Genomic DNA, 24,464 nt, shown 5'->3' on the forward strand with positions numbered 1-24,464 from the left:
TGGCGCGCTAATTTAGCACAAAAAATCCCGGATGTGTGTCCGGGATTTCCTGATTTGGCCGCTGTGCAAGCGCTCTCAGCGCGGGCAGGCGTCGATGTAGCGGCGGCCGTAGCGGTCGCGATAGTAGCACTGGCCCGGCTGTTCGGCGACGCTGCCGATGAGGGCGCCGGACACGCCGCCGATAGCGGCGCCGACGGCCGCGCCACGAACGTCACCGGTGACCGCACCGCCAATGACGGCACCGGATGCAGCGCCGATGCCGGCACCCTGCTGGGTCGGCGTGCAGCTTGCGATCGACAGGCCGATCAATGCGAGTATGACAGCTTTCTTCATTACTTTTCTCCTGGGTTGTCGCCCAATGGGCATAGGCCGTCCCTAGTCTTTTTTGCCACGCTAGTGCGAAAACTATGTCGGAAGAAAGGGTTGTCCACTCTTGTGCCGATTTTTTTGCAATGGGGACATTGTCGTCGCCGGGTGGTTTTCGCGAATTTCGATGGGGTTATGCCGCATCGATTCATTCATCCCAGCTTGCGTATTTTTTTATCTGGAATCATTCAAAAAACTGGGCCTTTTGCCGCAGTTGATGTTAAAGCAAAGGGTAAGCATTGACGCGCGGACGTCCGGTCGGCAAGAACGGCCGCGCGATACTGGAGCATATGATGGATTTCGAAGCGTTTTTCAAAAACGAGCTGGACGGGCTTCACGCCGAGGGCCGTTACCGCGTTTTTGCCGATCTCGAGCGTCACCGCGGCAACTTTCCGCGCGCGACGCGCCATACGGCCGATGGCGAAAAGGAAGTCACGGTCTGGTGCTCCAACGACTATCTCGGCATGGGCCAGAACCCCAAGGTGATCGAGGCGATGAAGAACGCCATCGACCACTGTGGCGCGGGTGCGGGAGGCACCCGGAATATTTCTGGCACCAACCACCATCACGTCATGCTCGAGCGTGAGCTTGCCGATCTCCACGGCAAGGAATCGGCACTGATCTTCACCTCCGGCTATGTCTCCAACTGGGCAGCCCTCGGCACGCTCGGCGCCAGGATCCCGGGGCTCATCATCTTTTCCGACGCGCTGAACCATGCCTCGATGATTGAGGGCATCCGCTACGCCAAATGCGACAAGGTGATCTGGAAGCACAACGACATCGCCGATCTCGAGGCCAAGCTTAAGGCCGCAGATCCGAAGGCGCCGAAGCTGATCGCCTTCGAGAGCGTCTATTCGATGGATGGCGATATCGCCCCGATCAAGGAAATCTGCGATCTCGCCGACAAATACGGCGCGATGACCTATCTCGACGAAGTGCATGCGGTCGGCATGTACGGCCCGCGCGGCGGCGGCATTGCCGAGCGCGAGGGGCTGATGGACCGGCTGACCGTCATCGAGGGCACGCTCGGCAAGGCCTTCGGTGTCATGGGCGGCTATATCGCTGCTTCGGCGGCTCTTTGCGATTTCATCCGCTCCTTTGCCTCCGGCTTCATCTTCACCACCGCGTTGCCGCCGGCGCTCGCCGCCGGGGCGGTCGCTTCGATCCAGCACCTGAAGGTCAGCCAGTTCGAGCGTGCCCGCCATCAGGACCGGGTGCGCAAGCTGCGCTCGCTGCTCGATCAACGCGGCATTCCGCACATGCAAAATCCCAGCCATATCGTGCCGGTGCTGGTCGGCGATGCGGCCAAGTGCAAGTGGATCTCCGACCTGCTGCTCGACAATTGCGGTGTCTACGTCCAGCCGATCAACTATCCCACGGTGCCGAAGAAGACCGAGCGGCTGCGGATTACCCCGACGCCGTTGCACTCCGATGCCGACATCGCCCATCTCGTCGAAGCGCTGCATTCGCTCTGGTCGCGCTGTGCGCTGGCAAGGCACGTCGCCTGATTCTCTCAATATCGTCCGGTTCGAATCGCGGCCAGAATCTCGATCGGGTTCTGGCCGCGATTGTTTTGCAGCCGTAAGAGCTCGTCTTAAGCCTTTCTCCAACTGAACAGCATCATCCGGCGCTGGCGTGTGGGAACATGCCTACCGCATCGGCAGGTTCCGTACGCGTGCTTTTCATCGCGCAGAACTCTTCGATCAGATCTTCCGACTTAAATGAGAAAACCTTTTCTCACTTGACAATGAAGTTGGTAAAAGCTTTTCTCAGTCCAACTTCAGAAGGAGGACATGCCTGAACATATCGGGAGGAAAGAGAGGCAGGATCACCATCCATGAGGTGGCGTCCGCTGCCGGGGTGAGCATCTCGACGGCGTCGAAGGCGCTCAACGATACCGGCCGAATGGGCGCGGAAACGCGCGAGCGGGTGAAGCGGATTGCCGGCGAAATCGGCTATCGGCCGAATGCGCTGGCGAGAGGCCTTCTCAGCAAGCGCAGTTTCACCATCGGACTGCTGACGAACGATACCTATGGCCGTTTCACGCTGCCTGTCATGGCGGGCATTTCCGACGCCCTCGTCGATCATGGGGTTTCGGTTTTCCTCTGCGCTATCGAAGACGATCCGGCGCTCGCCCAGACCCATGTCGATGCGATGCTGGATAAACAGGTCGATGGCATCATCGCGACCGGAAAGCGCCTGGACAGGCGTCTGCCGGTCGATCTGTCGAATTTGCATGTGCCTGTCGTCTATGCCTTCACGGAGGGGACGCAGAACAGCGTTACGTTTCGTTCGGACGACGAACAGGGTGCGAGACTGGCCGTCGAATGGCTGGCGAAGATCGGGCGGCGGCGGATCGCGCATATCACCGGACCGGAGGACTTCTTTTCGGTGCGGGAGCGTGCGGGCGCCTATCATCAGGTGGCGGGTCACCGCGAGCCGGTGCTCTATGGCGTCTGGTCGGAAAGCTGGGGCCATGACGCGGTGGAGCAGCTTTGGAGGCGGCCGGGAGAAAAGCCGGATGCGCTCTTCTGCGGCAACGACCAGATCGCCCGCGGTGCGGTGGATGCGCTGCGCGAGCGCGGCATCAAGGTGCCGCAGGACGTTTCGGTGATCGGCTTCGACAATTGGGAGATTGTCGCAGCCCAGACGCGACCGCCGCTGACGACGGTGGACATGGAGTTGAAGGAGCTCGGGCGGCAGGCCGGATTGACGGTGCTGGCGCTTGCGGAGGGACGGGCCGTCGAGCCCGGCGTGCGGAAATTGCCCTGCCGGCTCGTCGTCCGGCAGTCATGCGGGGGATAAGGCCCCGGGATGGGAATGAGGAAATGAGCAAAGGCGCGAGGAGATGCGCCATATTGGGAGGAGTGTCATGATCAAGCGTCTATTGGCGGCGACCGGCATCGCTACCTTGTGCCTCGTGTCGGCCGCATCGGCCGCCGAAAATGTTGAAATGTGGGTTCGCTCGGGGATCGGCGACGCCTTCAAGAAGGTCGTCGAAGCCTATAATTCCAGCCATGAGAACAAGGTCGTGATGACCGAAGTGCCGTTCTCCGAACTGGTGCAGAAATATGCCACCGCGATTGCCGGCGGGCAGGCGCCGGATGCGCTGTCGATGGACCTCATCTACAATCCCGCCTTTGCCGCGGCCGGCCAGCTGGAAGACCTGACGGACTGGGCAAAGTCACTTCCCTATTTCAACTCGCTTTCGCCCTCGCATGTCCGTCTTGGCACCTATCAGGACAAGATCTACGGCCTGCCGCTCTCGGTCGAGACATCGGTCTTCGCCTGGAACAAGGATCTCTACAAGAAAGCCGGTCTCGACCCGGAAAAGGCGCCGGCGACCTGGGAGGAGATCACCGCCAATGCGGAGAAGATCCGGGCCTTGGGTGACGACACCTACGGCTTCTATTTCTCCGGCGGCGGCTGCGGCGGCTGCATGATCTTCACCTTCACGCCGCTCACCTGGGGCGCAGGTGCCGACATCCTGTCGGCCGACAGCAAGACGGCGACGCTCGATACGCCTCAGATGCGCAAGGCTGTCGACATCTACCGCAACATGGTCAAGAAGGACCTCGTGCCGGCAGGTGCGGCCAGCGATAACGGCACGAACTTCCTGACCTTCACCAACGGCAAGATCGGCCAGCAAAGCCTCGGCGCCTTCGCCATCGGCACGCTGGTGACCCAACATCCCGAGATCAATTTCGGCGTGACTCTCATCCCCGGCGTCGACGGAAAGCCGTCGTCCTTTGCCGGCGGCGACAATTTCGTCATCACCAAGGGCACGAAGAAGATCGACGCGGTGAAGGAGTTCCTCGGATATATCTATTCGGAAGACGGCCAGAAGGTCATGGCTAAATATGGCAGCCTGCCGACACGCGGCGACATCGCCGACAAGGTGCTCGAAGGTCTCGACCCGCGCATGCAGGTCGGCCTCAAGGCGATCAGCGTGGCCAAGACGCCCTATACGCTGCAGTTCAACGACCTGATCAACAGCGCCAACGGCCCTTGGGCGACCTTCACCAATGCCGCGATCTTCGGCGACGACGTCGATGGCGCGTTTTCGAGCGCCCAGTCGGAAATGCAATCGATCATCGATAGCGGCCAATAACTCTCCCACGGCCGCGGCCGGGGAGCGGTGGCAGCTTCCCGGCCAATTTCAAATTGACAGATGCGGAGCGTTTCGATGACCGGTTCCGGTTCGGATATCCTATTGCCTCGGCGAAAGCGACGGCGCAGATCGAACTGGCGCGGCCTTCTCTATATCGCGCCTGCCATGGCGCTGGTCATCGTCTTCTTCGTCATGCCGGTTCTGTTCACCGGATGGATGAGCCTTCACAACTGGCCGCTGATGGGCGCGTCCCGCTGGATCGGCTTCAACAATTATTTTCGCATGGTCAACGATACGCGTTTCATGGCGGCGCTGAATTTCACCGCCTATTACACCGTGATCGTCACCATCGCGATCTTCGCGGTCGCCTTTCCGCTGGCGATCTTCGTCGAAAAGGAGCGGCAGTTCGTCAGCGCCTACCGCACGATCATCTTCCTGCCCGTCGTTGTCGGCCTTGCGACCGCCTCGCTGCTCTGGGTCTGGCTCGCCAATGTCGACAGCGGCTTCATCGGCCCTGCTCTGAGAGCGCTCGGTCTCGTCGAAAAAAGCCCCAATCTGCTGGCCACCTTCGACACGGCGTTTCTGACGATCGTGGTGATGGTCGTCTGGAAGATCGCCGGCTTCACCATGATCATTCTTCTGACCGGGCTGCAGGCCATTCCGTCCGAGCTGACGGAGGCGGCCCGGATCGACGGCGCCGGCCGCTGGCAGCGCTTCCGGCACCTGACGCTGCCGCTGATGCGCAAGACGATCGCGCTGGCGCTGATCGTTTCCGTCACCGGCTCGATCCTCGCCTTCGACCAGTTCTACATCATGACGTCGGGGGGACCACAGAACAAGATGATCTCGGTGGTCTACTACATCTTCAACCAGTCCTTCGTCTCCTTCAATCTCGGTTACGGCGCCGCACTCTCGATCGCCCTTCTCGCCATCCTGGTTGCCATCAGCATCGTGCAGCTCTGGCTGCTGCGGGTCGGGGAGGAGCGCTGATGAGCACGTCAAAGGAACGGCGCAAGCGCAAGGCCATCCGCGCGAAATCGGCCTATCATCTGACCGGCGTCGCAATCTCGATCTTCTTCCTCGCCCCTTTCGTCATCGCGATCCTTGCCTCCTTCCGTCCGGGCGCCGAATCCAGCCTGCCGCCCTTGCCGCCATGGCCGACATCGGGCGTCAGCTTCGATGCCTACGCGCTGCTCGATACGTTCGGCGCAGGCATCTGGCGGCACATGATCAATTCGCTGTTCGTTTCGGTCGCCACAGTCGTGCTGACCGTTCTCGTCAGCCTGCTCGCCGGCTATGGTTTCTCGCGTTACCGCTTTCCGATGAAGAACGTGCTCTTCGTGCTGATCATCGCCACGCTGATGATCCCGTTCCAGTCGATCCTGACGCCGCTCTTCATCATCCTCGCAAAGCTCGGCCTCAACAATTCGCTCATCGGGCTGACGCTCGTCTATGTGACGCTGCAACTGCCTTTCTCGGTTTTCATGATGCGCAACGCCTTCGACGCCGTGCCGAAGGAAATCGAAGAGGCGGCGCGCATCGACGGTGCGCGTGACCTGAGGCTGCTCGCGCGGGTTCTCCTGCCGCTGGTGCTTCCCGGCGTTGCCACCGTCGCGATCTTTGCCTTCCTCAATGCCTGGAACGAGTTCCTCGCCGCTCTCGTGCTGCTCTCCAGCAATGAGAAATACACCCTGCCGGTGCTGATGACGGCGGTTCGCGCCGGGCGGCTCGGCGCCATCAACTGGGGAGCGGTGCAGGCCGGTGTCGTCGTCATGACGATCCCCTGCCTGATCGTCTTCCTGCTCTTGCAACGCTACTACATGCGCGGGCTGATGGCCGGCGCGGTGAAATGAGAGAAAGTCGAGCCCATGACTACATCAAACAATGACCGCCAGTTCCGCCCCGTCGCCGTTCCCGATGTCGAACTCGGCGGGTTCTGGGGCAAATGGCAGGACGCCGTCTGCAATTCGACCGCCGAGACCCTGCTCGACCGCTGCGTCGAGGCCGGCATGCTGAAGGCGATCGATGTCAGCCAGCCGAGCCCCGGCGTCGTCATTCCCATCCAGCCCTGGGGCGGGACGACGCAGATGTTCTGGGATTCCGATCTTGGCAAATCGATCGAGACCATCGCCTATTCGCTCTATCGCCGACCGAACGCGAAGCTGGAAGCGCGCGCCGACGAGATCATCGACATGTATGAGAGGATGCAGGACGAGGATGGCTATCTGAACGCCTGGTTCCAGCGCGTCGAGCCATCCCGCCGCTGGACCAATCTGCGCGATCATCATGAACTTTATTGCGCCGGCCATCTGATGGAAGCCGCGGTCGCTTATTATCAGGCGACCGGCAAGCGCAAGCTGCTCGACATCATGTGCCGCTATGCCGACTACATGATCAAGGTTTTCGGTCATGGCGAAGGCCAGATCCCGGGCTATTGCGGCCATGAGGAAGTGGAGCTGGCGCTGGTCAAGCTCGCCCGCGTCACCGGCGAAAAGAAATATCTCGACCTGTCGAAATTCTTCATCGACGAGCGCGGCACCGAGCCGCACTTCTTTACGGCGGAGGCCGTTCGCGACGGCCGCAGCCTGTCGGACTATCACCAGAAGACCTATGAATATGGGCAGGCGCACCAGCCGGTGCGCGAGCAGAAGAAGGTCGTCGGCCATGCCGTGCGCGCCATGTACCTCTATTCCGGCATGGCCGACATCGCCACCGAATATAAGGACGACAGCCTGACGGCGGCGCTGGAAACGCTCTGGGACGACCTGACGACCAAGCAGATGTACATCACCGGCGGCATCGGGCCTGCCGCCTCCAACGAAGGCTTCACCGATTACTACGACCTGCCCAACGACACGGCCTATGCGGAGACGTGCGCTTCCGTGGGCCTCGTCTTCTGGGCGAGCCGCATGCTTGGACGCGGGCCGGACCGGCGCTATGCCGACATCATGGAGCAGGCGCTTTATAACGGCGCGCTGCCCGGCCTTTCCACAGACGGCAAGACCTTCTTCTACGACAATCCGCTCGAAAGTGCCGGCAAGCACCATCGCTGGAAGTGGCACCATTGCCCCTGCTGCCCGCCCAACATCGCCCGTCTGGTGACGTCGATCGGCTCCTACATGTATGCGGTTGCCGACGATGAGGTCGCTGTCCATCTCTATGGCGAAAGTACCGCCCGGTTGAAGCTTGCCAATGGCGCCGAGGTGGAGCTGGAGCAGGCCACAAACTATCCCTGGGACGGCGCCGTCGCCTTCACGACCAGGCTGAAGAAGCGGGCCCGGTTTGCGCTGTCGCTGCGCATTCCCGATTGGGCGGAGGGCGCGACCCTCAGCGTCAACGGTGCGATGCTCGACCTTAATGCACATGTTCGCCAGGGATATGCACGGATCGATCGAGAGTGGGCCGATGGTGACCGCATCGCGCTTTTCCTGCCGCTGGCGCTTCGCCCGCAATATGCCAATCCGAAGGTGCGCCAGGATGCTGGCCGCGTTGCCTTGATGCGCGGCCCGCTCGTCTATTGCGTGGAAACGACTGACAACGGCGAAGGCTTGAACGCCATCGTTCTGCCGCGCGAACTCTCGGCAGCCGAAACCGTCGTGCTGAAGGACCTCAACGATGCTGTTGCCCTCGATCTCAAGGTCGAGCGCGAGGAAACGTCGGACTGGGGCACGCCGCTCTATCGCAAGGCGCCGGCTGCAAGGCAGGTCGCCACGGCACGCTTCGTGCCCTATCATCTCTGGGACAACCGTGCGCCCGGAGAGATGCTCGTCTGGGTTCAGTCGGGCAGATAGGTCGCTTGGGGATGACGAACGGTATGGGTAACAAGAGCGTCGTGCTCCAGGACGTGCGGAAAAGCTATGGCAGTCTGCAGGTGGTCCACGGGATCGACCTGACGATTGCCGAAGGCGAATTCGTCGTCTTCGTCGGTCCCTCCGGCTGCGGAAAATCGACGCTGCTTCGCATGATCGCCGGCCTGGAGGACGTGACCGACGGCGAGATCGAGATCAAGGGGCGCATCGTCACCGATCTCGATCCGTCCGAGCGCGGCATCGCCATGGTCTTCCAGTCCTATGCGCTCTACCCGCATATGAGCGTGCGCGACAACCTGGCCTTCGGGCTGAAGATGGCGCGCACCAGCCCCGCCGACATAGAGACGCGCGTCAAGGCGGCGTCCGCGATTCTGAAGATCGACCATCTGCTCGATCGGCGGCCGGGACAGCTTTCCGGCGGCCAGCGCCAGCGGGTGGCCATCGGCCGAGCGATCGTGCGCAAACCCGACGTCTTCCTGTTCGACGAGCCGCTCTCCAATCTCGACGCCGAACTGCGCGTTTCCATGCGCATCGAGATCGCCCGCCTTCACCGCGAGCTCGGCAATACGATGATCTATGTTACCCACGACCAGACCGAGGCGATGACGCTCGCCGACAAGATCGTCGTGCTGCGCGACGGCCGCGTCGAGCAGGCCGGAACGCCGCGGGAAATCTACGAGGATCCCGCCAATACGTTCGTGGCAGGCTTCATCGGCTCTCCCCGGATGAACCTGCTGAATGCCCGCTGGGGCGAGGCAGGCCTAGTCGAAGTCGCCGGCTCGCGCATCGAAAGCGGCCTAGCCGGAACAGACAGGCCGGCCGGCAGCGCGGTGACGCTCGGCCTGCGGCCGGAGCATCTGAAAGTGGCATCTGGCCATCAGGGCAAGCTGACGGCGACGGTCGATTTCTCGGAATATCTCGGGGGAACGCAATATCTCTACTGCCAACTGGCCGATGGCCAGTCGCTGACGGTCGAGCATCGTTCGCCGGTCAGCATCGCGGCGGGCGAAGAGGTCAGTCTGCTGTTCGAACCGGCGGACTGCAGATTGTTCGACGAGGCCGGCGGCCGGCTGCGGTAAGCGCGGCCTTCAGCCGGCGGCGTCCAGCTTCATGAGCTCGGCTGCCCTTTGTCGGGCCTGCCTGTCAGCCGCAAAGACATCGTCCATGGCGGAAGCCGGCGGCAGGTCGGCGAGATCGTCCATGACCCTTTCGGTGATGTCGGCCATGGCGAGGAAGGACAGCCGCCTTTCGATGAAGGCTTCGAGCGCCACTTCCTTGGCGCCGTTCAGCACCGCGCCCTGAACGCCACCGCGTGTCATTGCCAGTCGCGCCAGCCGCAAGGCCGGGAATCGCCGCTCGTCCGGCGCCTCGAAATCCAGTCGCGCGAGCCTAGCGAAATCCAGCCGCTCGACCGGGAGGTTCGGCCGGCGCGGGAAGGAGAGCGCATATCCGATGGCGGTGCGCATGTCCGGCGCGCCGAGCTGCGCCAGCACCGAACCATCGGTATAGCCGACCATGGAATGAATGATCGATTGCGGATGGAAGATGACTTCGATCTGTTCGGGCTTCAGCCCGAAAAGATGCCGGGCCTCGATCATCTCCAGCGCCTTGTTGAACATCGAGGCGCTGTCGATCGAGATCTTCAAGCCCATCGACCAGTTCGGATGGGTACGCGCGGTCTCGACCGTCACACCGGCCATTTCTTCCAGAGATGCGGTGCGGAAGGGACCGCCCGAGGCAGTCAGGATGACGCGCTCGATGGCATGGCGCTGGTTTTCTTCCAGCACCTGGAAGATTGCATTGTGCTCGCTGTCGACAGGAAGCAACCTGCCGCCGCCTTCGTGGATCGCCTTGATGAAGAGATCGCCGGCCGAGACCAGGCATTCCTTGTTGGCAAGGGCGATATCGGCGCCGCGGCGGGCGGCTGCGAGCGTCGGCGCAAGGCCCGCTGTGCCGACGATCGCCGCCATCACCCAGTCCGCTTCGCGGTCCGCCGCTTCCATCAGGCCGGATTTTCCGGAGGCGACCGCGATGCCGCTGCCTGACAATTCGTTTTTCAGGGATTGGTAATGCCGGTCGTTCGCCGTAACCGCCATCCGCGCGCCGAACGACCTGGCCTGCCGGGCGAGCAGTTCGATATTGCCGTTGCCTGTCAGCACGGAGATTTCGAAGTTTTCCCGGCCAGCCAGATGGTCGACGACATCGAGGGTGTTGCGGCCGATCGATCCGGTCGAGCCGAAGATGCTGAGGCGCCGCGGCGCGGTGTTGCCGGTCATCATGGAATTTCGCGAAAATCTCTCTCGTTAAGCTCTGGCTCTACTAGGCTTTGGAGGGAGCGGCAAGTGTGCGGTGCAGGAGATTTCAGCCCTCGAGGGGTTTACAGGGTACCGCCGGAATGTGATCCTTATAACACCCCGAGCGAATCGGGATCTGCCGCAGCCGTTCGCGGTCGCAGGCAATACGAGGACGCTGCCGTGTCCAACAGGCGCTTCGGTGCCGACGGCCTTTCCGGCCAAAAATTGAAACAAGAAGAATCGGGATCGCAGCTTGGCCGCATTCCCGCGCGCGTTCGCTGCGAGCACTTCATATGCCGCCGGCGGTTCTCGGGGCTGCTGCGGCCCTATGTCAGGTGAAAACGACCGGATCTCATGACGACATTCAAAACAGCATGCATTCTTTTCTCCATTCTGTCCTTTGCCGCTGCTGCGGCGAAGGCGGACGACCTGGTGATCTGGACGCCGGCCAAGCTATCGGACCGGTCCTACAAGGCGACGATGGGTTTTCGCCTGCCGGCGGAGTGGGAAACGAGCGCCGGCGCCGATCTCGCCCTTGCCTCGACCAAAGGCGGAGCGCTGCTGCCCGATTCCGAACAGGCGATGCTGTGGGGCAGGATCAGCAAGACGACCGTCACCCCGGCAGGCCAATCGCAGCGAGGCGCCAGGGTCAGCGTCGATACGCTGCGCGGCAGCGGCGCCCTGACCCTTAGCCGCTCGCGCAGCTGGATCCTGTCGGATTCGCTCGATATGCAATCGAGCCGTTCCGTCAGCGTTCGCTACGACCCGGTCGATGCCAGGCAGTCCTCGGTGACGGCGTCGCAGGCATTGAAACTGATCCATCCCTGGACGGGAACCACGCTTTCGGCGAGCGCGGGTGTCACCAACGCCAGCGGCGACTTCTCCAGCACGGTGGCGCTTAAGCAGGCCATCCTGCCGAACCTCAACCTCGATGCCTCGATGAGCAATCCGTTTTCACCGGATGAGGCCGGCAGCGTCAATCTGCGCTATCGCGTCACGTGGTAAGGGCACGAAACCAAAACGGGATCGGTGGCGTTTCTCCCTGAGGTTTCAAGGAGGAACGGAACATGGTTTTCAAAGAGCCGACATTTCATGGGCTCGAGCCTGAAACAGAAGCAGAAGTGGCCAACCGCGCATCGGTCGAGGCGGCCGTTGCCAATGCGCTGGCGATTGCCGGCGGCATCGACGCATCGGATGTTGAGGTGACGATGGAGGAGGATCAGATCGTGCTGACAGGCACCGTCGGCACGGTCGGCGAGATCGAAAGGGCAACGGCGATCGCCAGGGCTGTAGAGGGCGTGCGTGCGGTACAGAACCGGATTCTGCTGGGTGGCCCCTCTGCGGGCGAGCCACATTGATATCAGCTTAAGTCTATTTCAAAGCGCCGGCTGCCGGCGCTTTCTGTTGAGCCGGCGCTCGGCGATCAACCGGCGAAACGCTCGACCAGGAAGGAAGAGCCGGCCATCCGGTCGGTCTTTCCAGTGGTCACCGGCCCCTGCGGCTGATGGGCGATGGCAAGCAGCAGGGCGCTGACGGCGACATAGCCGATCGCCAGAAGAGTCATCTTGATACGCATGATCGATACTCCTGTTTCGCGATAAACGCGGCTGATATTGCGAAGTTCCTCATGGCGAAATCAGATGAAAGCCCGGCCGGGGAGGAGCGGCCGGGCTGTTCAAGCATGAGATTGCCTTATCGGCAGATCCGGGTTTCCTTGACGACCGTATGGCCATGACGGCGGATCTTTTCCGTCTTGGTGAAGCAATCACGCGACACGCGATGCGACATGTGATGGCGGTAGGAGGGACGGTGGCGGTAGTAGGGCCGTTCGGATTCGCCGTAATAGGGACGGGGATTGTCCGTGGTGATGGTGACGCTGGCCGCCTGAGACGGCGCGGCTGACAAAACGGATGCTGCGGCGAGCGTGCAGGCGAGGATAAGCTGTTTCATGACGAGCCTCTCTTTCTCAGTTGCTCACGGGAGCAACTTGTTGGGTCACGCCATCAACTCGCCGGAAGCGTTGCCGGTTCAATCACATAGGGTTACCGATTGTGTCGAAGGGAGAAACCTTTGGCTCGCCGGCTCGTTAGCGCAGAGGGATAGCCGGAGGCACCGATCATGGGACCGATTGCCAGAATAGTCGCCATTATTGCCGGGCTTGCCGGCGGTACGGTCTTCTCGCAGGCGCCTGAATTCGCCCAGCAATACCGCCAGCGGATCGGCGGCGCGCTCGACGAATTGCGCGTCATCGTCGAGGACTTCAACAGGCAGGCGGCCGCGCACCAGCTCGATCGCCAGCAGGCGCTCAACGCCTATGCCCAATCCCCCGACGATTTTTTGCGCGACCGCGGCGTTTCCATGCAGAGCACGATCACACGCTACGAAACGCTGCTTTCGCAACAGCTGAAACTCGGCATCGCCGCGCCCGTCGCCAAGCCCTTCGTGCTGATGCGGAATGCCGATGATGTGGTTTTCGCCAATACCTGGCGCGACTTCGTGCCCGGCGTACCCGTCAGTTTGGCCGGTCTCGCTTGGGGCGCGATCGGGTTTATCGGCGGGTGGATCATGGCTGCGCTGCTGGGGATCGGGACGCGCCGCGTCGTGCGCAGACGACGAGCCTATCGTCAGGTGCCGTGAAGGGGTACAGAGGCATCCGTTCGCCGGTTTACAAAACGAGACCGGCCATTCTAACTGCTCCCGCAGCACGTAAGGCAGGCAGAGACAATGCAAACCATTTGGAAAAAGCCGGTGACGATCGCCCTCGAAGGGCCGGACCAATGGGTGGTGATCCAGACCACCCAGGCTGCAACATGGGCGCTGATCGAAGACTGGCCGACAGACGAGGGTCCCGCCCTGGACCGGGCTTGCGCCGTATGCGCGGATGTCATGTCAGGCAAGCGAAGCCGGGAAGAGGCGCGGCAGGCTTTCATCGAGGCTGCGATTGAGGCAGGGATACCCATTAAGGAATAAGCCATGCCGTGATGGCGATCTGGTTTCATCTGCCAAGCGCTTGAAGGCTGGTGATCCCGGCGCGATTCGAACGCGCGACCCCCAGATTAGGAATCTGGTGCTCTATCCTGCTGAGCTACGGGACCACTTGACGCCATGCATACAAAAGGCTTGGCGCGAAGCCAAGCCTTAATTGTTGCCAAAGCATGTCGCGCAAAAGTGTGCGGCGGTTTTGCGATAACGACATGCGCAAAAAACAAGAAACCTAAAGCGAGGAGCGATCTGAAGATCGCGATACGCTTTAGACACCGAGGCGTTGTTCGGCGAGGCGGACCCAGTAGGAGATGCCGTGGGCGATGGCTTCGTCGTTGAAGTCGTAGGCCGGGTTGTGCAGGCCGGCGCTGTCGCCGTTGCCGATGAAGATGAAGGCGCCGGGGCGGGCGTTCAGCATGTAGGAAAAATCCTCGCCGCCCATCATCGGATCGATCTCCGGATTGACGTTGGCTTCGCCGGCTATGGCGCCGGCGACGGCGACGGCATGTTCGGTCTCGTCGGGGTGGTTGATGGTGACGGGATAATTGCGGTGGAAGCTGATCTCGGCTTCGGCGCCGTGGGCTGCGACCACGCCTTCGATGACCTGCCGCAGCCGGGTCTCGGCGAGCGTGCGTATCTCGGGATCGAGGGTGCGGACGGTGCCGGCGAAGGTCGCATCGTTCGGGATGACGTTATGGGCGAAGCCGGCATTGAACTTGGTGACGGATATGACGACCGAGGCCAGCGGATCGATGGTGCGCGAGGCGATCATCTGCAGGTTGGTGACGATCTGGGCGCCGATGGCGATCGGGTCGATCGTCCGGTGCGGCTGGGCGGCATGGCCGCCGCGGCCCTTGATGGTGACGGTGAATTCGTCGGTCGCCGCCATGATGGCGCCCTTGCGGATGGCGAACTGGCCGACCGGCAGGCCCGGCAGGTTGTGCATGCCGTAGATCTCTTCGATGCCGAAGCGTTCCATCATGCCGTCCTGGACCATCAGGTTGCCGCCGCCGCCGCCTTCTTCGGCGGGCTGGAAGATGACGGCGATATTGCCGTTGAAATTGCGGGTCTCGGCCAGGTATTTCGCCGCGCCGAGCAGCATGGCGGTGTGGCCGTCATGGCCGCAGGCATGCATCTTGCCCGGCGTCTTCGATGCCCAGGGCTTGCCGGTGATTTCGGTGAGCGGCAGCGCATCCATGTCGGCGCGCAGGCCGACCGTGCGGCGGCCTTCGCCCTTGCCCCTGATCAGGCCGACGACGCCGGTGCGGCCGATGCCGGTGACGATCTCGTCGACGCCGAATTCCTTGAGCTTTTCGGCAACGAAGGCGGCCGTGTTTTCCACCGCGAAAAGAAGCTCGGGCCGGGCGTGGATATGGCGGCGCCATTCGGCGACTTCGTCCTGCAATTCGGCGGCTCTGTTCAAAATCGGCATATTGGCGTTCCTGTTATCAATCCCGGCAATCGTTGATCGCTTCACAAGGGCGTGAGGCTGTACAAATTACTTCGTCAATGACCTTTGCCATGTCATAGCCATATAGGCTAGATAGGTGAAGCTTTCGAGATTTCCTGATATCTGAAGGATGAGCCGTGTCGACGAGCCACTTTGGTTTATTTGCCGCATTGCGGCCACTTAGCTTCATAGTCGCCGCGACTGCCGGTTTTCTTGCTTCCGTTCCGCTTGCCCAGGCCAATCCGCATATTCTCGTCGACGTGCAGACCGGCCGTGTACTCGAGCACGAAGAAGCCTTCCGCAAATGGTATCCGGCCTCGCTCACCAAGCTGATGACCGTCTATACCGTGTTCGACGCGATCCGCGCCGGTCAGATCAGCCTCGACACGCCTATTGTCATCAGCAAGCGCGCCGCCGCGCAGCCGGCCGCCAAGATGTACTTCAAGCCGGGCCAGAAGCTGACGCTCGACAGCGCGCTGAAGATCCTGCTGGTGAAATCGGCGAACGACGTCGCGGTTGCGGTCGCCGAAGCCGTCGGCGGCACGCAGGAAGGCTTCGTGACGCGCATGAACGGCGCGGCGCTGAAGCTCGGCATGACGGATTCGCATTTCGTCAACCCGAACGGCCTGCCCGGCAAGGGCCAATATACGACGGCGCGCGATCTCGCGGTGCTGACGGTGGCTCTGCGCCGCGATTTTCCGCAATATGCCGGCTATTTCTCGCTCGAAGGCTTCACGACGGGCCAGCAGAACGTGCCGAACCTCAACATGCTGATCGGCCGTTTCGCCGGCGCTGATGGTATGAAGACCGGTTTCATCTGTGCCTCGGGCTTCAACCAGATCGGTTCGGCGACGCGCAACGGCCGCACGCTGGTTTCCGTCGTGCTCGGCACGGACAGCCTTGCGGCGCGCGCCGATGCGACGGCGAACCTCTTGCAGAAGGGCTTCACCACCCAGATGCCCGCTCCCGACACGCTCGGTTCGCTGCGGCCATATGGGCCGGGCCAGGACCAGGTGACCGATATCAGCGCCGATATCTGCAGCGCCAAGGGCGCTAAGATACGCAGCGAAACGCGCGATGAGGTCGGCCGCATGAAGGTGCAGTCGCCCTATATCCGGGAAATGGACCATGAGCCGCAATTCGTCTTTGCCGGCCTCATTCCAGGACAGGACCCGCAGCCGGCCGAGAAGCCGGAAAAGGTGGCGCGCGGTGATACGGCGGGAACGATCGCCAATATTCCGGTGCCGATGCCGCGCCCGACAGCTTTCTAAAGGCGAAGTGAGATGAGTGCGCTCAACGACAGGATTCCGGTCACCATCCTGACCGGCTTTCTCGGCGCCGGAAAATCGACGCTGCTCAACCGCATCCTCAAAGATCCCCTGATGAAGGACGCGGCTGTCATCATCAACGAGTTCGGCGATGTCGGGATCGACCATCTGCTGGTCGAAAGCTCCGGCGATTCGATCATCGAGCTGTCGGATGGCTGCCTGTGCTGCACCGTGCGCGGCGAACTTGTGGATACGCTGGCGAACCTGATGGACGCCGTGCAGACGGGCCGCGTCAAGCCGGTGAAGCGCGTCGTCATCGAAACGACGGGCCTTGCCGACCCGGCGCCGGTGATGCAGGCGATCATGGGCAATCCCATCATCGCCACGAATTTCGAGCTCGACGGCGTCGTCACGGTCGTGGATGCGGTGAACGGGCTGCAGACGCTCGGAAATCACGAGGAAGCGCGCAAGCAGGCAGCGGTCGCCGACCGGCTGATCGTCTCGAAAAGGTCGATGGCCGGTGAGATGGACGCGTTGGAAACGCGTCTCAGAGTACTCAATCCGCGCGCTGCGATAATGGATGCTGACAGCGCCGAGGCAGGCACGGCAGCGGTGCTGGTGAACGGGCTCTACGATCCGGCGACGAAGATTGCCGATGTCGGCCGCTGGCTGCAGGACGAGGATGCGCATGAGGCGCATCATCACGGTCATGATCATCATCACAGCGATCATGGGCATCACCATCACCACGACCACCATCACGGCCAGGCGGACCAGGATCCGCATGACGTCAACCGCCATGACGCGTCGATCCGATCCTTCTCCATCATCGAGGAAAAGCCGATCGATCCGATGGCGCTCGACATGTTCATCGATCTCCTGCGCTCGGCCCATGGCGAGAAGCTGCTCAGGATGAAGGCGATCGTTTCCGTCTCCGACCGGCCGGAGCGACCGCTGGTTCTGCATGGCGTGCAAAGCATTTTCCATCCGCCGGTGCGTCTTGCCGCCTGGCCGGACCCGCAGGACCGGCGCACGCGCATGGTGCTGATCACCAAGGACCTGCCGGAGGCTTTCGTGAAGGATCTCTTCGATGCCTTTCTCGGCAAGCCGCGCATCGATACGCCGGATCGCGCAGCGCTGTCGGACAATCCGCTCGCCATTCCCGGCATGCGGATCTAAAGCGCGTCGCGATCTTTCAGATTCGCTCCTTACGCTTTAACTCTTTGTTTCACGCATGTCGTTGTCGCAAAACCGCTGTACACTTTTGCGCGACATGCTCTAACGCGCCATCTTCGTCAAGCCGTGCGTTTAGGGGCCGCTGAAAGCCATCGGGCCTGCTGGCCGCTCAATAGGACGCGATAGCGCTCCTGGCTTGCGGTCAGGTGGGCGCGCATGGCGGCGCGGGCGGCTTCCGGGTCGCCGGCCGAAATCGCCTTCAGAATTGCCAGATGCTCGCGCTGCAGGCCTTCCTGATAGTCACGCGACAGCGTGCTGTCCGTACCCCAGGGCGAGGCGACGTCGCAGGGGATGGCCCGCATGCCAAGCGCGTCGAGAACTTCCACATAATATGAATTGTTGGTGGCCGCGGCGATTTGCCGGTGGAAGGCGAAGTCGCTCTTGCCCGTCGCTTCGCCGCGCTCGAGCAGCCGGTCGAATTCGAAGAACGCTTCCTGGATCTGCGCCTCCTGGGCGGCATTGCGGCGCTGCGCGGCAAGGCCGGCGCTTTCGATCTCCAGCCCCATGCGCACCTCGATGACGTTGAGCGCATGGGAAATCTTGTTGCCGACATCCAAGCTGATCGAACCGAAGGCGATCGTCGGATGGTTCTTGACGAAAACGCCTGCCCCCTGCCGCGCCTCGACGAGGCCGTCGGCGGCAAGGGTTGCGATCGCCTCGCGGACGACGGTGCGGCTGACGCCGAAAAGTTCGCCCATCCGCGTCTCCGTCGGCAGTTTTTCGCCGGGCGTGTATTCGCCCGACAAGACTTGGCCGCGGATGGCCGAAACCACGCTTTCGCAAAGTTTCGGCTTTCGCTCGATCTTCAGATCAACGGCTGTATCGGCAGCCATGTCGGCCTCCTATTTGAACACGGCCGGCAGCCACAGCGAAATCGCCGGGATGTAGGTGACCAGCCCGAGCACCACGAGGCCTGCCCCATAGAACGGCCAGATCGACCGCATCGCCTCCCAGACGGAAATCTTGCCGACCGCGCAAGCCACGAATTGCACCGCGCCGACCGGAGGCGTGTTCAGCCCGATGCCGAAATTCAGGATCATGATCACGCCGAAATGCACCGGATCGACACCGTAGGCCTGCGCCACCGGCAGGAAGATCGGCGTGCAGATGATGATGGTCGGGCCCATGTCCATGAAAGTGCCGAGCACCAGCATGAGGACGTTGAGCAGGAGCAGCACCGTCAGCGGGTCGTCAGCGACCGACTTCATCCAGAGAACCAGCGAGGCCGGCACCTTGAGGAAGGCCATCAGCCAGGAGAATGCGGCCGCGGTGCCGATGATCAGAAGCACCATTGCCGTCGTACGCACGGCGCCGTGCGTGGCGTGGACGAAGTCTTTCCAGCTCATTTGCCGGTAGACGAAGATGGTCACCAGCAGCGCGTAGATGACGGCGATGCAGGAGCTTTCCGTCGCCGTGAAGATGCCGGATCTCACGCCGCCGAAGATGATGGCGATCAGCAGGAGCCCGGGCACTGCGACAGCAAGCAAATGCGCCACCATGGCGAGGCCGGGAAAGGGCTCGGTAGGATAACCGCGTGAGCGCGCGACGATGTAGGCAGTCACCATGAGCGCCGCAGCAAGCAACAGGCCGGGCAATACGCCGGCGGTGAAGAGGTCGGCGATCGAGATCTTGCCGCCGGCCGAGATCGAATAGATGATCATATTGTGGGAGGGCGGCAGGAGCAGTGCGATCAAAGCCGCCATCGAGGTGACGTTGACCGCATAGTCGGCGCCATAGCCGCGCTGCTTCATCTGCGGGATCATCAGGCCGCCGACGGCTGCGGCCTCTGCCACCGCCGAACCGGAAATGCCACCGAACAGTGTTGCCGTGACGATGTTGACCTGTCCAAGCCCGCCGCGCACATGGCCGACAAGGGAGGCGGCAAAGGCGACGATGCGGCTCGCAATGCCGCCGCGCACCATGAGGTCGCCGGCATAGATGAAGAAGGGGATGGCAAGCAGAGAGAAGACGCTCATGCCGGAATTCAGCCGCTGAAAGATGACCAGGGGCGGCAGGCCCATGTAAAGCACCGTGGCGAAGCTGGCGACGCCAAGGCAGAAGGCGATCGGCGTGCCGATCAGCATCAGGGCGGTGAAAACACCAAACAGGATCCAGAGTTCCATCGCGTTACACCTTCAATTTGGCGTTCGGGTCGGCATTGATGTTTTCGATCTCGACGGCGATTTCCGCCGGCAGAACCTCATCCAGCACCTCGTCGATCGGTTCGCCGGCGAGGCGAAGCACGATGCGCTCCAGCGAGAAGATCACGGCAAGCACGCCGCCAGCGGCGAGCGGCAGATAATCGAACGCGCCCGAGATGCCCAGCGACGGCAGGGTAGTGTTCCAGGTCAAGCTCATGAGCGCGCCGCCATACCAGATCATGCCTGCGCCGAAGGCGAGGATGACGACGTCAGAGATCATGCGCAGCACGCGTTTTCCGGATTTCGGCAGCACATAAAGCAGCACGTCAAAACCAAGATGATTGTTCTCGCGGATGCCGACGGCGGCGCCCAGGAAGATGAACCAGCTCATCAGCATGACCGAGCCCGGCTCCGTCCAGCTCGGCGAGTCGTTCAGCACGTAGCGGCAAAATACCTGCCAGGCGACAAAGACCGTCATCAGCACCAGGCCGATGCCGGCGAGCCATAGGGCGGCGTTGCTCAGCCGCGTCATGAAATTGGCGGCAGGTGTCAGGGTGTTCGACATAAGGACCTCGTCGAAATGGGCGCTTGCTGTCCCTTATCGGGCGGATCGGGAAGATGGGCAGGAGACGGCGGAGGGACCGGGGTGGAAATGCCTCCACCCCGACGCCGACGCCATCCTCCATCAGAAGAAGGCAGGCTGCGATTACTGCACAGCCTTCACATCTTCGACCATCTTCTTCAGCACGTCGTCCTTGACGTGCTTTTCGTAAACCGGAGCCATGGCGTCGATGAAGCCCTGCTTCTCCGGCGTGGTGATCTGCGCGCCGAGCTTTTCGACATTGCCGCGCGATTCGGCGACCTTGGCCGACCAGAGTTCGCGCTGCTTGCCGACGCTGTCCTTGGCTGCCTGCTTGAAGATCTCCTGATCCTCCGGCGTCAGCTTGTCGAACGCGGCCTTGTTCATCACGAACACTTCCGGCAGGATCGTATGCTCGTCGAGCGAGTAGTTTTTCGCCACTTCGGCGTGCTTGGCCGTGTCGTAGCTCGGGAAATTGTTCTCGGCGCCGTCGATGACGCCGGTTTCGATCCCCGAATAGACTTCGCCATAGGGCATCGGCGTGGCATTGGCGCCGAGAGCCGCCACCATATCGACGAAGATGTCGGACTGGATGACGCGGAACTTCAGGCCTTTCATGTCGGCCACCGAGTTGATCGGCTTCGTCTTGTTGTAGAAGGAGCGCGCGCCGGCATCGTAGAAGGCCAGCACGACGAGGCCGGCCGGTTCGAACGCCTTCTTGATCTGATCGCCGACGGCTCCGTCCATGACCTTGTGCATGTGCTCTTCCGAACGGAAGATGTAAGGCAGGGCCGGAACGATCGATTCCTTCACGGTGCCGTTGAAGGGCGCCATCGACACGCGGTTCAGCTCGATCACGCCGGAGCGCACCTGCTCGATCGTGTCCTTCTCCTCGCCGAGCTGGGCGGAATGATACACCTCGACCGAATAGCGGCCCTTGGTGCGCTCCTTGATCAGCTCGCCGAAATATTTGACGCCCTCGACCGTGGGATAACCGTCAGGATGGGTATCGGATGATTTCAGCACGGTTTGTGCGCTGGCAGCGCTGCTCATGAACGCTGCGGCAACCATCAGGCCTGCCGCCAATTTAACGAAATTCTTCATGCTATCCTCCCGTATTGCATGACAATTCACTTTTCACAGTCGGTACGCCAGCTTTGCGAATCCAGGGAAAGAGCCCTGCACGCGTCGCCTTCTTCCGGCGATATTCCACAATCAGGCACTGGCGTCGGTACGATTGAGAAGTTGTGTGGGAAGAGGCCAAACGGCCATGCCAAATGCAGCTCGACGTGGCCATCGGAGGCCGACGGCACGGCTGCTTACATCTGCATGCACGCACTTGCGCTCTTCTCGTGGAACAAAGGTCTCGATCGACCCCTTATCCTGCCGCTCCTCCAACCGGCGCATTATGGCTAAAACCAGCAAGGGATAATGTCAACATACAAAAATTGCAAAGTTGTATGATGAATTTTCGGGGCTGCTTCGGCATCATCCTCGACGGCGGGAGCGCGCGCAGGGATCGAAGGCGCGACGGCCGCCTTCGGCTTGCTCATGGATGAGAAATTTAGCGCTTGCGGATCAGGAAGCGGTGGCCGTTGTCGGTCTTTTCCGTCTCGACCAGTTCGTGGCCGTCCTCATTGCAGAAATGCGGCATGTCGATCACCGCCAGAGGGTCGCTGGTATCGACGAGGATGAGCGCGCCGCTTGCCATGGCGGCAAGCTTCCTGCGCGTCTTCATCACGGGGAGTGGGCATTTCAGGCCGCGAAGATCGTAGAGAACGGGGTTCAAGCCGTTCAGTTCCGCGCCCAGAATTTCCAGAAGGGCTTCTTCGTCGCGGCGTCCGCCGTTTCCTGCGGTTCAGGCGCGGTATAGGCCAGCGGGTTCTGCGTCGGCACCGGCACGACCGCGGGTGTTGCGGCGGCAACGGCCGTTGCCTGCGGCTGGGCGGGTGCCGCGGGCGTGGCGCCCGCCGCGGAGTTGGCGGTGAGGCTTTGCGCGGTGCGCTTGGCCATCATATCTTCGAGTTCGGCGACCTTGACCATGCGGCCGGCTTCGAGCGACGTGCCGGTCGGCGCGAAGGCGAGTTCGCGGCCCTTGCGCAGCTTGGCGACCACGGCCTTGCGCTCTGCTTCGGACGGATCGTACCAGGCCATGCCGTCATATTTGCTCATGGCCTTGGCATAGTCGGCGTCATAGGTCTTGCCGTAGGAGGCAAGGGCCGCCGTCAGCGCCGCCGGTGTCGACATCACAGGGCATTTGCCGCCGGCATTGAAGGCGCCGCCATCGGTTGCCTGCTGGTTGAAGACATATTTCTTCTCGCAGACGTTCACCTCAGGCGGGCGCTTCGTCACTTCGAAATTGTCGTAGCCGACCTTCAGCATCTTCCAGAAGTCGTAGTTCGGGTCGAGGCGGTGCTTCACCATGTTTTCCGCCGTCATGCGGAAGGGGAAGGCCTGCAGCTGCACGCTCGTTTGGCCGCCCTTGAAGGCATCGCGGGCGAAGGCGTAGATCTCGAGCACCTGCTGGTCGGTCATCGAATAGCAGCCCGAGGACGAGCAGGCGCCGTGGATCATCAGATCGGACCCGGTGCGGCCGTTCACCGCGTCGTAGCGGTTCGGGAAGCCGGTGTTGATCGCCAGATAATATTTCGAATTGGGGTTCAGGTTGGCGCGCGTCAGGTCGTAGAAGCCTTCCGGCGCCTGCCGGTCGCCGGTCTTGACCTTCGGACCGAGACGGCCGGACCAGGCGCAGATCTTGTAATCGGCGATCTTGTCGAAACGGCTGTCGGTCTTCGCCTTCCAGATTTCGAGCGCGCCTTCTTCCTTGAAGATGCGGATCATGATCGGCGAATTGCGATCCATGCCCTTGGCGGACATCTGGGCGAGGACATGGGAAGGAAGCGGCTGCTCGACCTTGTTCTTGACCTTGGAAAGATCGACCTGCGCCGTTTCCAACGTATCGTTGCAGCCGGCCAGAGCCAGCGCCATGAGGGAAACATAGGCAAAATGACGTATGCGCATTCAAACTAGCCCATAAAGATGATGCGACCCGGTCCGCCTATGGAGTCCGGGCACGAAGCGGAATCATAAGTGGCTTATACTTCACAAAGTCTTAACAGCCTATGACGTGCCCGGAACACCCCCGCAAGCGCAAATGTCACAGATAACATTATTGTGGCCAAGGTTTGGCCGCAATCGACGGGGCGCCAAGTCTTGCTTAGAGATTACGGCCCATATTCAGGAATTTCTGCCGCCGCTCGTTGCGCAATTGCTCGCCGGAACGTGAGGCCATTTCGCCGAGCGCATTGGCGATGACATCGCCGGTTGCGGCTATCACGCTGTCGGGGTCGCGATGGGCGCCGCCGAGCGGTTCGGAAATGATGCCGTCGATGACGCCGAGCGATTTCAGGTCTTCGGCGGTGATCTTCATGTTGGTCGCCGCTTCCCGGGCGCGGGTGGAATCGCGCCAGAGGATAGAGGCTGCGCCTTCCGGCGAGATGACGCTGTAGATCGAATGCTCGAGCATGTAGACGCGGTTGCCGGTGGCAATCGCTATCGCGCCGCCCGAGCCGCCTTCGCCGATGACGACGGAAACGAGGGGAACCTTGACGCCGAGACACATTTCCGTCGAGCGGGCGATGGCTTCCGCCTGGCCGCGTTCTTCGGCGCCGACGCCGGGATAGGCGCCCGCCGTGTCCACCAGCGAAATGACCGGCAGGCCGAAACGGTCGGCCATTTCGAGTATGCGGATCGCCTTGCGGTAGCCTTCCGGGCGGGGGCTGCCGAAATTGTGCTTCAGGCGCGTCTTGGTGTCGTTGCCCTTTTCCTGGCCGATGACCGCGACGGGCTGGCCGCGGAAGCGGGCAAGGCCTGCCTGGATCGCGGCATCCTCGGAAAACTTGCGGTCGCCGGCGAGCGGCGTGAATTCCTGGAACAGCGTCTTGGCGTAGTCGACGAAATGCGGGCGCTGCGGATGGCGGGCGACCTGCGTCTTCTGCCAGGGATTGAGCTTGGAATAGATTTCGACGATCGCCTCGCGGACGCGAACCTCCAGCCTGCCGATCTCATCGGTGGTGTCGATGCTCTCGTCTTCCGTTGCGAGCTTCTTCAGCTCGATGATCTTGCCTTCGAGGTCGGAGATCGGCTTTTCGAAGTCGAGATAATTGTGCATGAGGTGCGTTTCCGTTCCTTGTGCCCGGGGCGTTTTCCTGGCTCCGCCCCTTGTCG

Annotated in this window: 25 protein-coding genes and 1 tRNA gene; 13 read left to right on the plus strand and 13 right to left on the minus strand. The window is 61.8% G+C overall.

Going from position 1 to position 24,464, the window contains the following annotated elements; translation table 11 throughout:
* Positions 1 to 75: 75 nt before the first annotated feature.
* Entirely contained in the window at positions 76 to 333 is a 258-nt protein-coding gene (locus ATY77_RS24785) for a YMGG-like glycine zipper-containing protein (protein WP_088677611.1), read from the minus strand.
* Between the two features lie 326 nt (positions 334 to 659).
* Here ATY77_RS24785 and hemA point away from each other — a divergent pair, with 326 nt between their 5' ends.
* The 7 genes from hemA (at position 660) to ugpC (ending at position 9,365) form a co-directional block, all read left to right on the plus strand.
* The gene (hemA, locus tag ATY77_RS24790) at positions 660 to 1,874 is read left to right on the plus strand and encodes a 5-aminolevulinate synthase (protein ID WP_088677720.1); all 1,215 of its coding nucleotides are present in this window, start codon (positions 660 to 662) and stop codon (positions 1,872 to 1,874) included.
* 334 nt (positions 1,875 to 2,208) lie between these two features.
* The gene (locus ATY77_RS24795) at positions 2,209 to 3,171 is read left to right on the plus strand and encodes a LacI family DNA-binding transcriptional regulator (RefSeq protein ID WP_088689235.1); all 963 of its coding nucleotides are present in this window, start codon (positions 2,209 to 2,211) and stop codon (positions 3,169 to 3,171) included.
* 67 nt (positions 3,172 to 3,238) lie between these two features.
* Positions 3,239 to 4,477 carry a sugar ABC transporter substrate-binding protein gene (locus ATY77_RS24800; RefSeq protein ID WP_088689236.1) on the plus strand — a complete coding sequence of 413 codons (1,239 nt, stop codon included), beginning with the start codon at positions 3,239 to 3,241 and terminating at the stop codon, positions 4,475 to 4,477.
* A 75-nt stretch (positions 4,478 to 4,552) separates the two neighbouring features.
* Positions 4,553 to 5,467: a sugar ABC transporter permease gene (locus ATY77_RS24805; RefSeq protein WP_088689237.1), complete on the plus strand. Its 915-nt coding sequence runs from the start codon at positions 4,553 to 4,555 to the stop codon at positions 5,465 to 5,467.
* Positions 5,467 to 6,330: a carbohydrate ABC transporter permease gene (locus tag ATY77_RS24810; protein ID WP_088689238.1), complete on the plus strand. Its 864-nt coding sequence runs from the start codon at positions 5,467 to 5,469 to the stop codon at positions 6,328 to 6,330. The genes ATY77_RS24805 and ATY77_RS24810 overlap by 1 nt, the downstream gene beginning before the upstream one ends.
* A 15-nt stretch (positions 6,331 to 6,345) precedes the next feature.
* Entirely contained in the window at positions 6,346 to 8,268 is a 1,923-nt protein-coding gene (locus ATY77_RS24815) for a glycoside hydrolase family 127 protein (RefSeq protein ID WP_088689239.1), read from the plus strand.
* 11 nt (positions 8,269 to 8,279) lie between these two features.
* Complete coding sequence (ugpC, locus tag ATY77_RS24820; protein ID WP_088689240.1) at positions 8,280 to 9,365, plus strand: sn-glycerol-3-phosphate ABC transporter ATP-binding protein UgpC; 1,086 nt, start codon at positions 8,280 to 8,282, stop codon at positions 9,363 to 9,365.
* 9 nt (positions 9,366 to 9,374) lie between these two features.
* Here the strand turns inward: ugpC and dxr are convergent, their stop codons facing one another.
* Complete coding sequence (dxr, locus tag ATY77_RS24825) at positions 9,375 to 10,565, minus strand: 1-deoxy-D-xylulose-5-phosphate reductoisomerase (RefSeq protein ID WP_088689241.1); 1,191 nt, start codon at positions 10,563 to 10,565, stop codon at positions 9,375 to 9,377.
* Positions 10,566 to 10,934: 369 nt separating this feature from the next.
* Here dxr and ATY77_RS24830 point away from each other — a divergent pair, with 369 nt between their 5' ends.
* The gene (locus ATY77_RS24830; protein ID WP_088689242.1) at positions 10,935 to 11,585 is read left to right on the plus strand and encodes a hypothetical protein; all 651 of its coding nucleotides are present in this window, start codon (positions 10,935 to 10,937) and stop codon (positions 11,583 to 11,585) included.
* 62 nt (positions 11,586 to 11,647) lie between these two features.
* A complete protein-coding gene (locus ATY77_RS24835) occupies positions 11,648 to 11,938 on the plus strand; it encodes a BON domain-containing protein (protein ID WP_088689243.1) in 291 nt (96 codons plus the stop codon).
* 65 nt (positions 11,939 to 12,003) lie between these two features.
* Here the strand turns inward: ATY77_RS24835 and ATY77_RS32970 are convergent, their stop codons facing one another.
* Positions 12,004 to 12,156 carry a hypothetical protein gene (locus tag ATY77_RS32970; RefSeq protein WP_176539072.1) on the minus strand — a complete coding sequence of 51 codons (153 nt, stop codon included), beginning with the start codon at positions 12,154 to 12,156 and terminating at the stop codon, positions 12,004 to 12,006.
* 116 nt (positions 12,157 to 12,272) lie between these two features.
* Complete coding sequence (locus ATY77_RS24840; RefSeq protein ID WP_088689244.1) at positions 12,273 to 12,530, minus strand: hypothetical protein; 258 nt, start codon at positions 12,528 to 12,530, stop codon at positions 12,273 to 12,275.
* A gap of 168 nt (positions 12,531 to 12,698) precedes the next feature.
* Between ATY77_RS24840 and ATY77_RS24845 the strand changes: the two genes are divergently transcribed.
* Together ATY77_RS24845 and ATY77_RS24850 are read left to right on the plus strand one after the other, a co-directional pair.
* Positions 12,699 to 13,217 carry a DUF2937 family protein gene (locus ATY77_RS24845; protein WP_088689245.1) on the plus strand — a complete coding sequence of 173 codons (519 nt, stop codon included), beginning with the start codon at positions 12,699 to 12,701 and terminating at the stop codon, positions 13,215 to 13,217.
* Positions 13,218 to 13,304: 87 nt separating this feature from the next.
* Positions 13,305 to 13,550 (plus strand): DUF982 domain-containing protein, encoded by a 246-nt coding sequence (locus tag ATY77_RS24850; protein ID WP_088689246.1) that lies wholly within the window; start codon positions 13,305 to 13,307, stop codon positions 13,548 to 13,550.
* A gap of 48 nt (positions 13,551 to 13,598) precedes the next feature.
* On the opposite strand, the gene ATY77_RS24855 is transcribed toward ATY77_RS24850, so the two are convergent.
* Positions 13,599 to 13,675, minus strand: a tRNA-Arg gene (locus ATY77_RS24855).
* Between the two features lie 155 nt (positions 13,676 to 13,830).
* Positions 13,831 to 14,994: a M20 aminoacylase family protein gene (locus tag ATY77_RS24860; protein WP_088689247.1), complete on the minus strand. Its 1,164-nt coding sequence runs from the start codon at positions 14,992 to 14,994 to the stop codon at positions 13,831 to 13,833.
* A gap of 155 nt (positions 14,995 to 15,149) precedes the next feature.
* On the opposite strand from ATY77_RS24860, the gene ATY77_RS24865 reads away from it, so the two are divergent.
* Complete coding sequence (locus ATY77_RS24865; RefSeq protein ID WP_088689248.1) at positions 15,150 to 16,283, plus strand: D-alanyl-D-alanine carboxypeptidase family protein; 1,134 nt, start codon at positions 15,150 to 15,152, stop codon at positions 16,281 to 16,283.
* A 12-nt stretch (positions 16,284 to 16,295) separates the two neighbouring features.
* Positions 16,296 to 17,459: a GTP-binding protein gene (locus tag ATY77_RS24870; protein WP_088689249.1), complete on the plus strand. Its 1,164-nt coding sequence runs from the start codon at positions 16,296 to 16,298 to the stop codon at positions 17,457 to 17,459.
* Between the two features lie 116 nt (positions 17,460 to 17,575).
* Here ATY77_RS24870 and ATY77_RS24875 read toward each other — a convergent pair whose 3' ends face one another.
* The 7 genes from ATY77_RS24875 to ATY77_RS24905 all read right to left on the minus strand — a co-directional run bounded on the left by ATY77_RS24875 (position 17,576) and on the right by ATY77_RS24905 (position 24,408).
* Positions 17,576 to 18,349, minus strand: a complete 774-nt coding sequence (locus tag ATY77_RS24875; RefSeq protein WP_088689250.1) for a FadR/GntR family transcriptional regulator — start codon at positions 18,347 to 18,349, stop codon at positions 17,576 to 17,578.
* Positions 18,350 to 18,358: 9 nt separating this feature from the next.
* On the minus strand, positions 18,359 to 19,639 hold the full coding sequence (locus ATY77_RS24880) for a TRAP transporter large permease (protein ID WP_088677628.1): 1,281 nt from the start codon (positions 19,637 to 19,639) through the stop codon (positions 18,359 to 18,361).
* Between the two features lie 4 nt (positions 19,640 to 19,643).
* Positions 19,644 to 20,222 carry a TRAP transporter small permease gene (locus ATY77_RS24885; protein WP_141103965.1) on the minus strand — a complete coding sequence of 193 codons (579 nt, stop codon included), beginning with the start codon at positions 20,220 to 20,222 and terminating at the stop codon, positions 19,644 to 19,646.
* 141 nt (positions 20,223 to 20,363) lie between these two features.
* Positions 20,364 to 21,341: a TRAP transporter substrate-binding protein gene (locus ATY77_RS24890; RefSeq protein ID WP_088689251.1), complete on the minus strand. Its 978-nt coding sequence runs from the start codon at positions 21,339 to 21,341 to the stop codon at positions 20,364 to 20,366.
* 460 nt (positions 21,342 to 21,801) lie between these two features.
* Positions 21,802 to 22,026: a sulfurtransferase TusA family protein gene (locus ATY77_RS24895; protein WP_088689252.1), complete on the minus strand. Its 225-nt coding sequence runs from the start codon at positions 22,024 to 22,026 to the stop codon at positions 21,802 to 21,804.
* A gap of 5 nt (positions 22,027 to 22,031) precedes the next feature.
* Positions 22,032 to 23,258: a murein L,D-transpeptidase family protein gene (locus ATY77_RS24900; RefSeq protein WP_088689253.1), complete on the minus strand. Its 1,227-nt coding sequence runs from the start codon at positions 23,256 to 23,258 to the stop codon at positions 22,032 to 22,034.
* A 196-nt stretch (positions 23,259 to 23,454) separates the two neighbouring features.
* Positions 23,455 to 24,408, minus strand: a complete 954-nt coding sequence (locus tag ATY77_RS24905; protein ID WP_064707917.1) for an acetyl-CoA carboxylase carboxyltransferase subunit alpha — start codon at positions 24,406 to 24,408, stop codon at positions 23,455 to 23,457.
* Positions 24,409 to 24,464: the final 56 nt, after the last annotated feature.

The sequence above is a fragment of the Rhizobium sp. R634 genome, from assembly GCF_002211305.1.
In the GTDB taxonomy this organism is placed as follows: Bacteria; Pseudomonadota; Alphaproteobacteria; order Rhizobiales; family Rhizobiaceae; genus Rhizobium.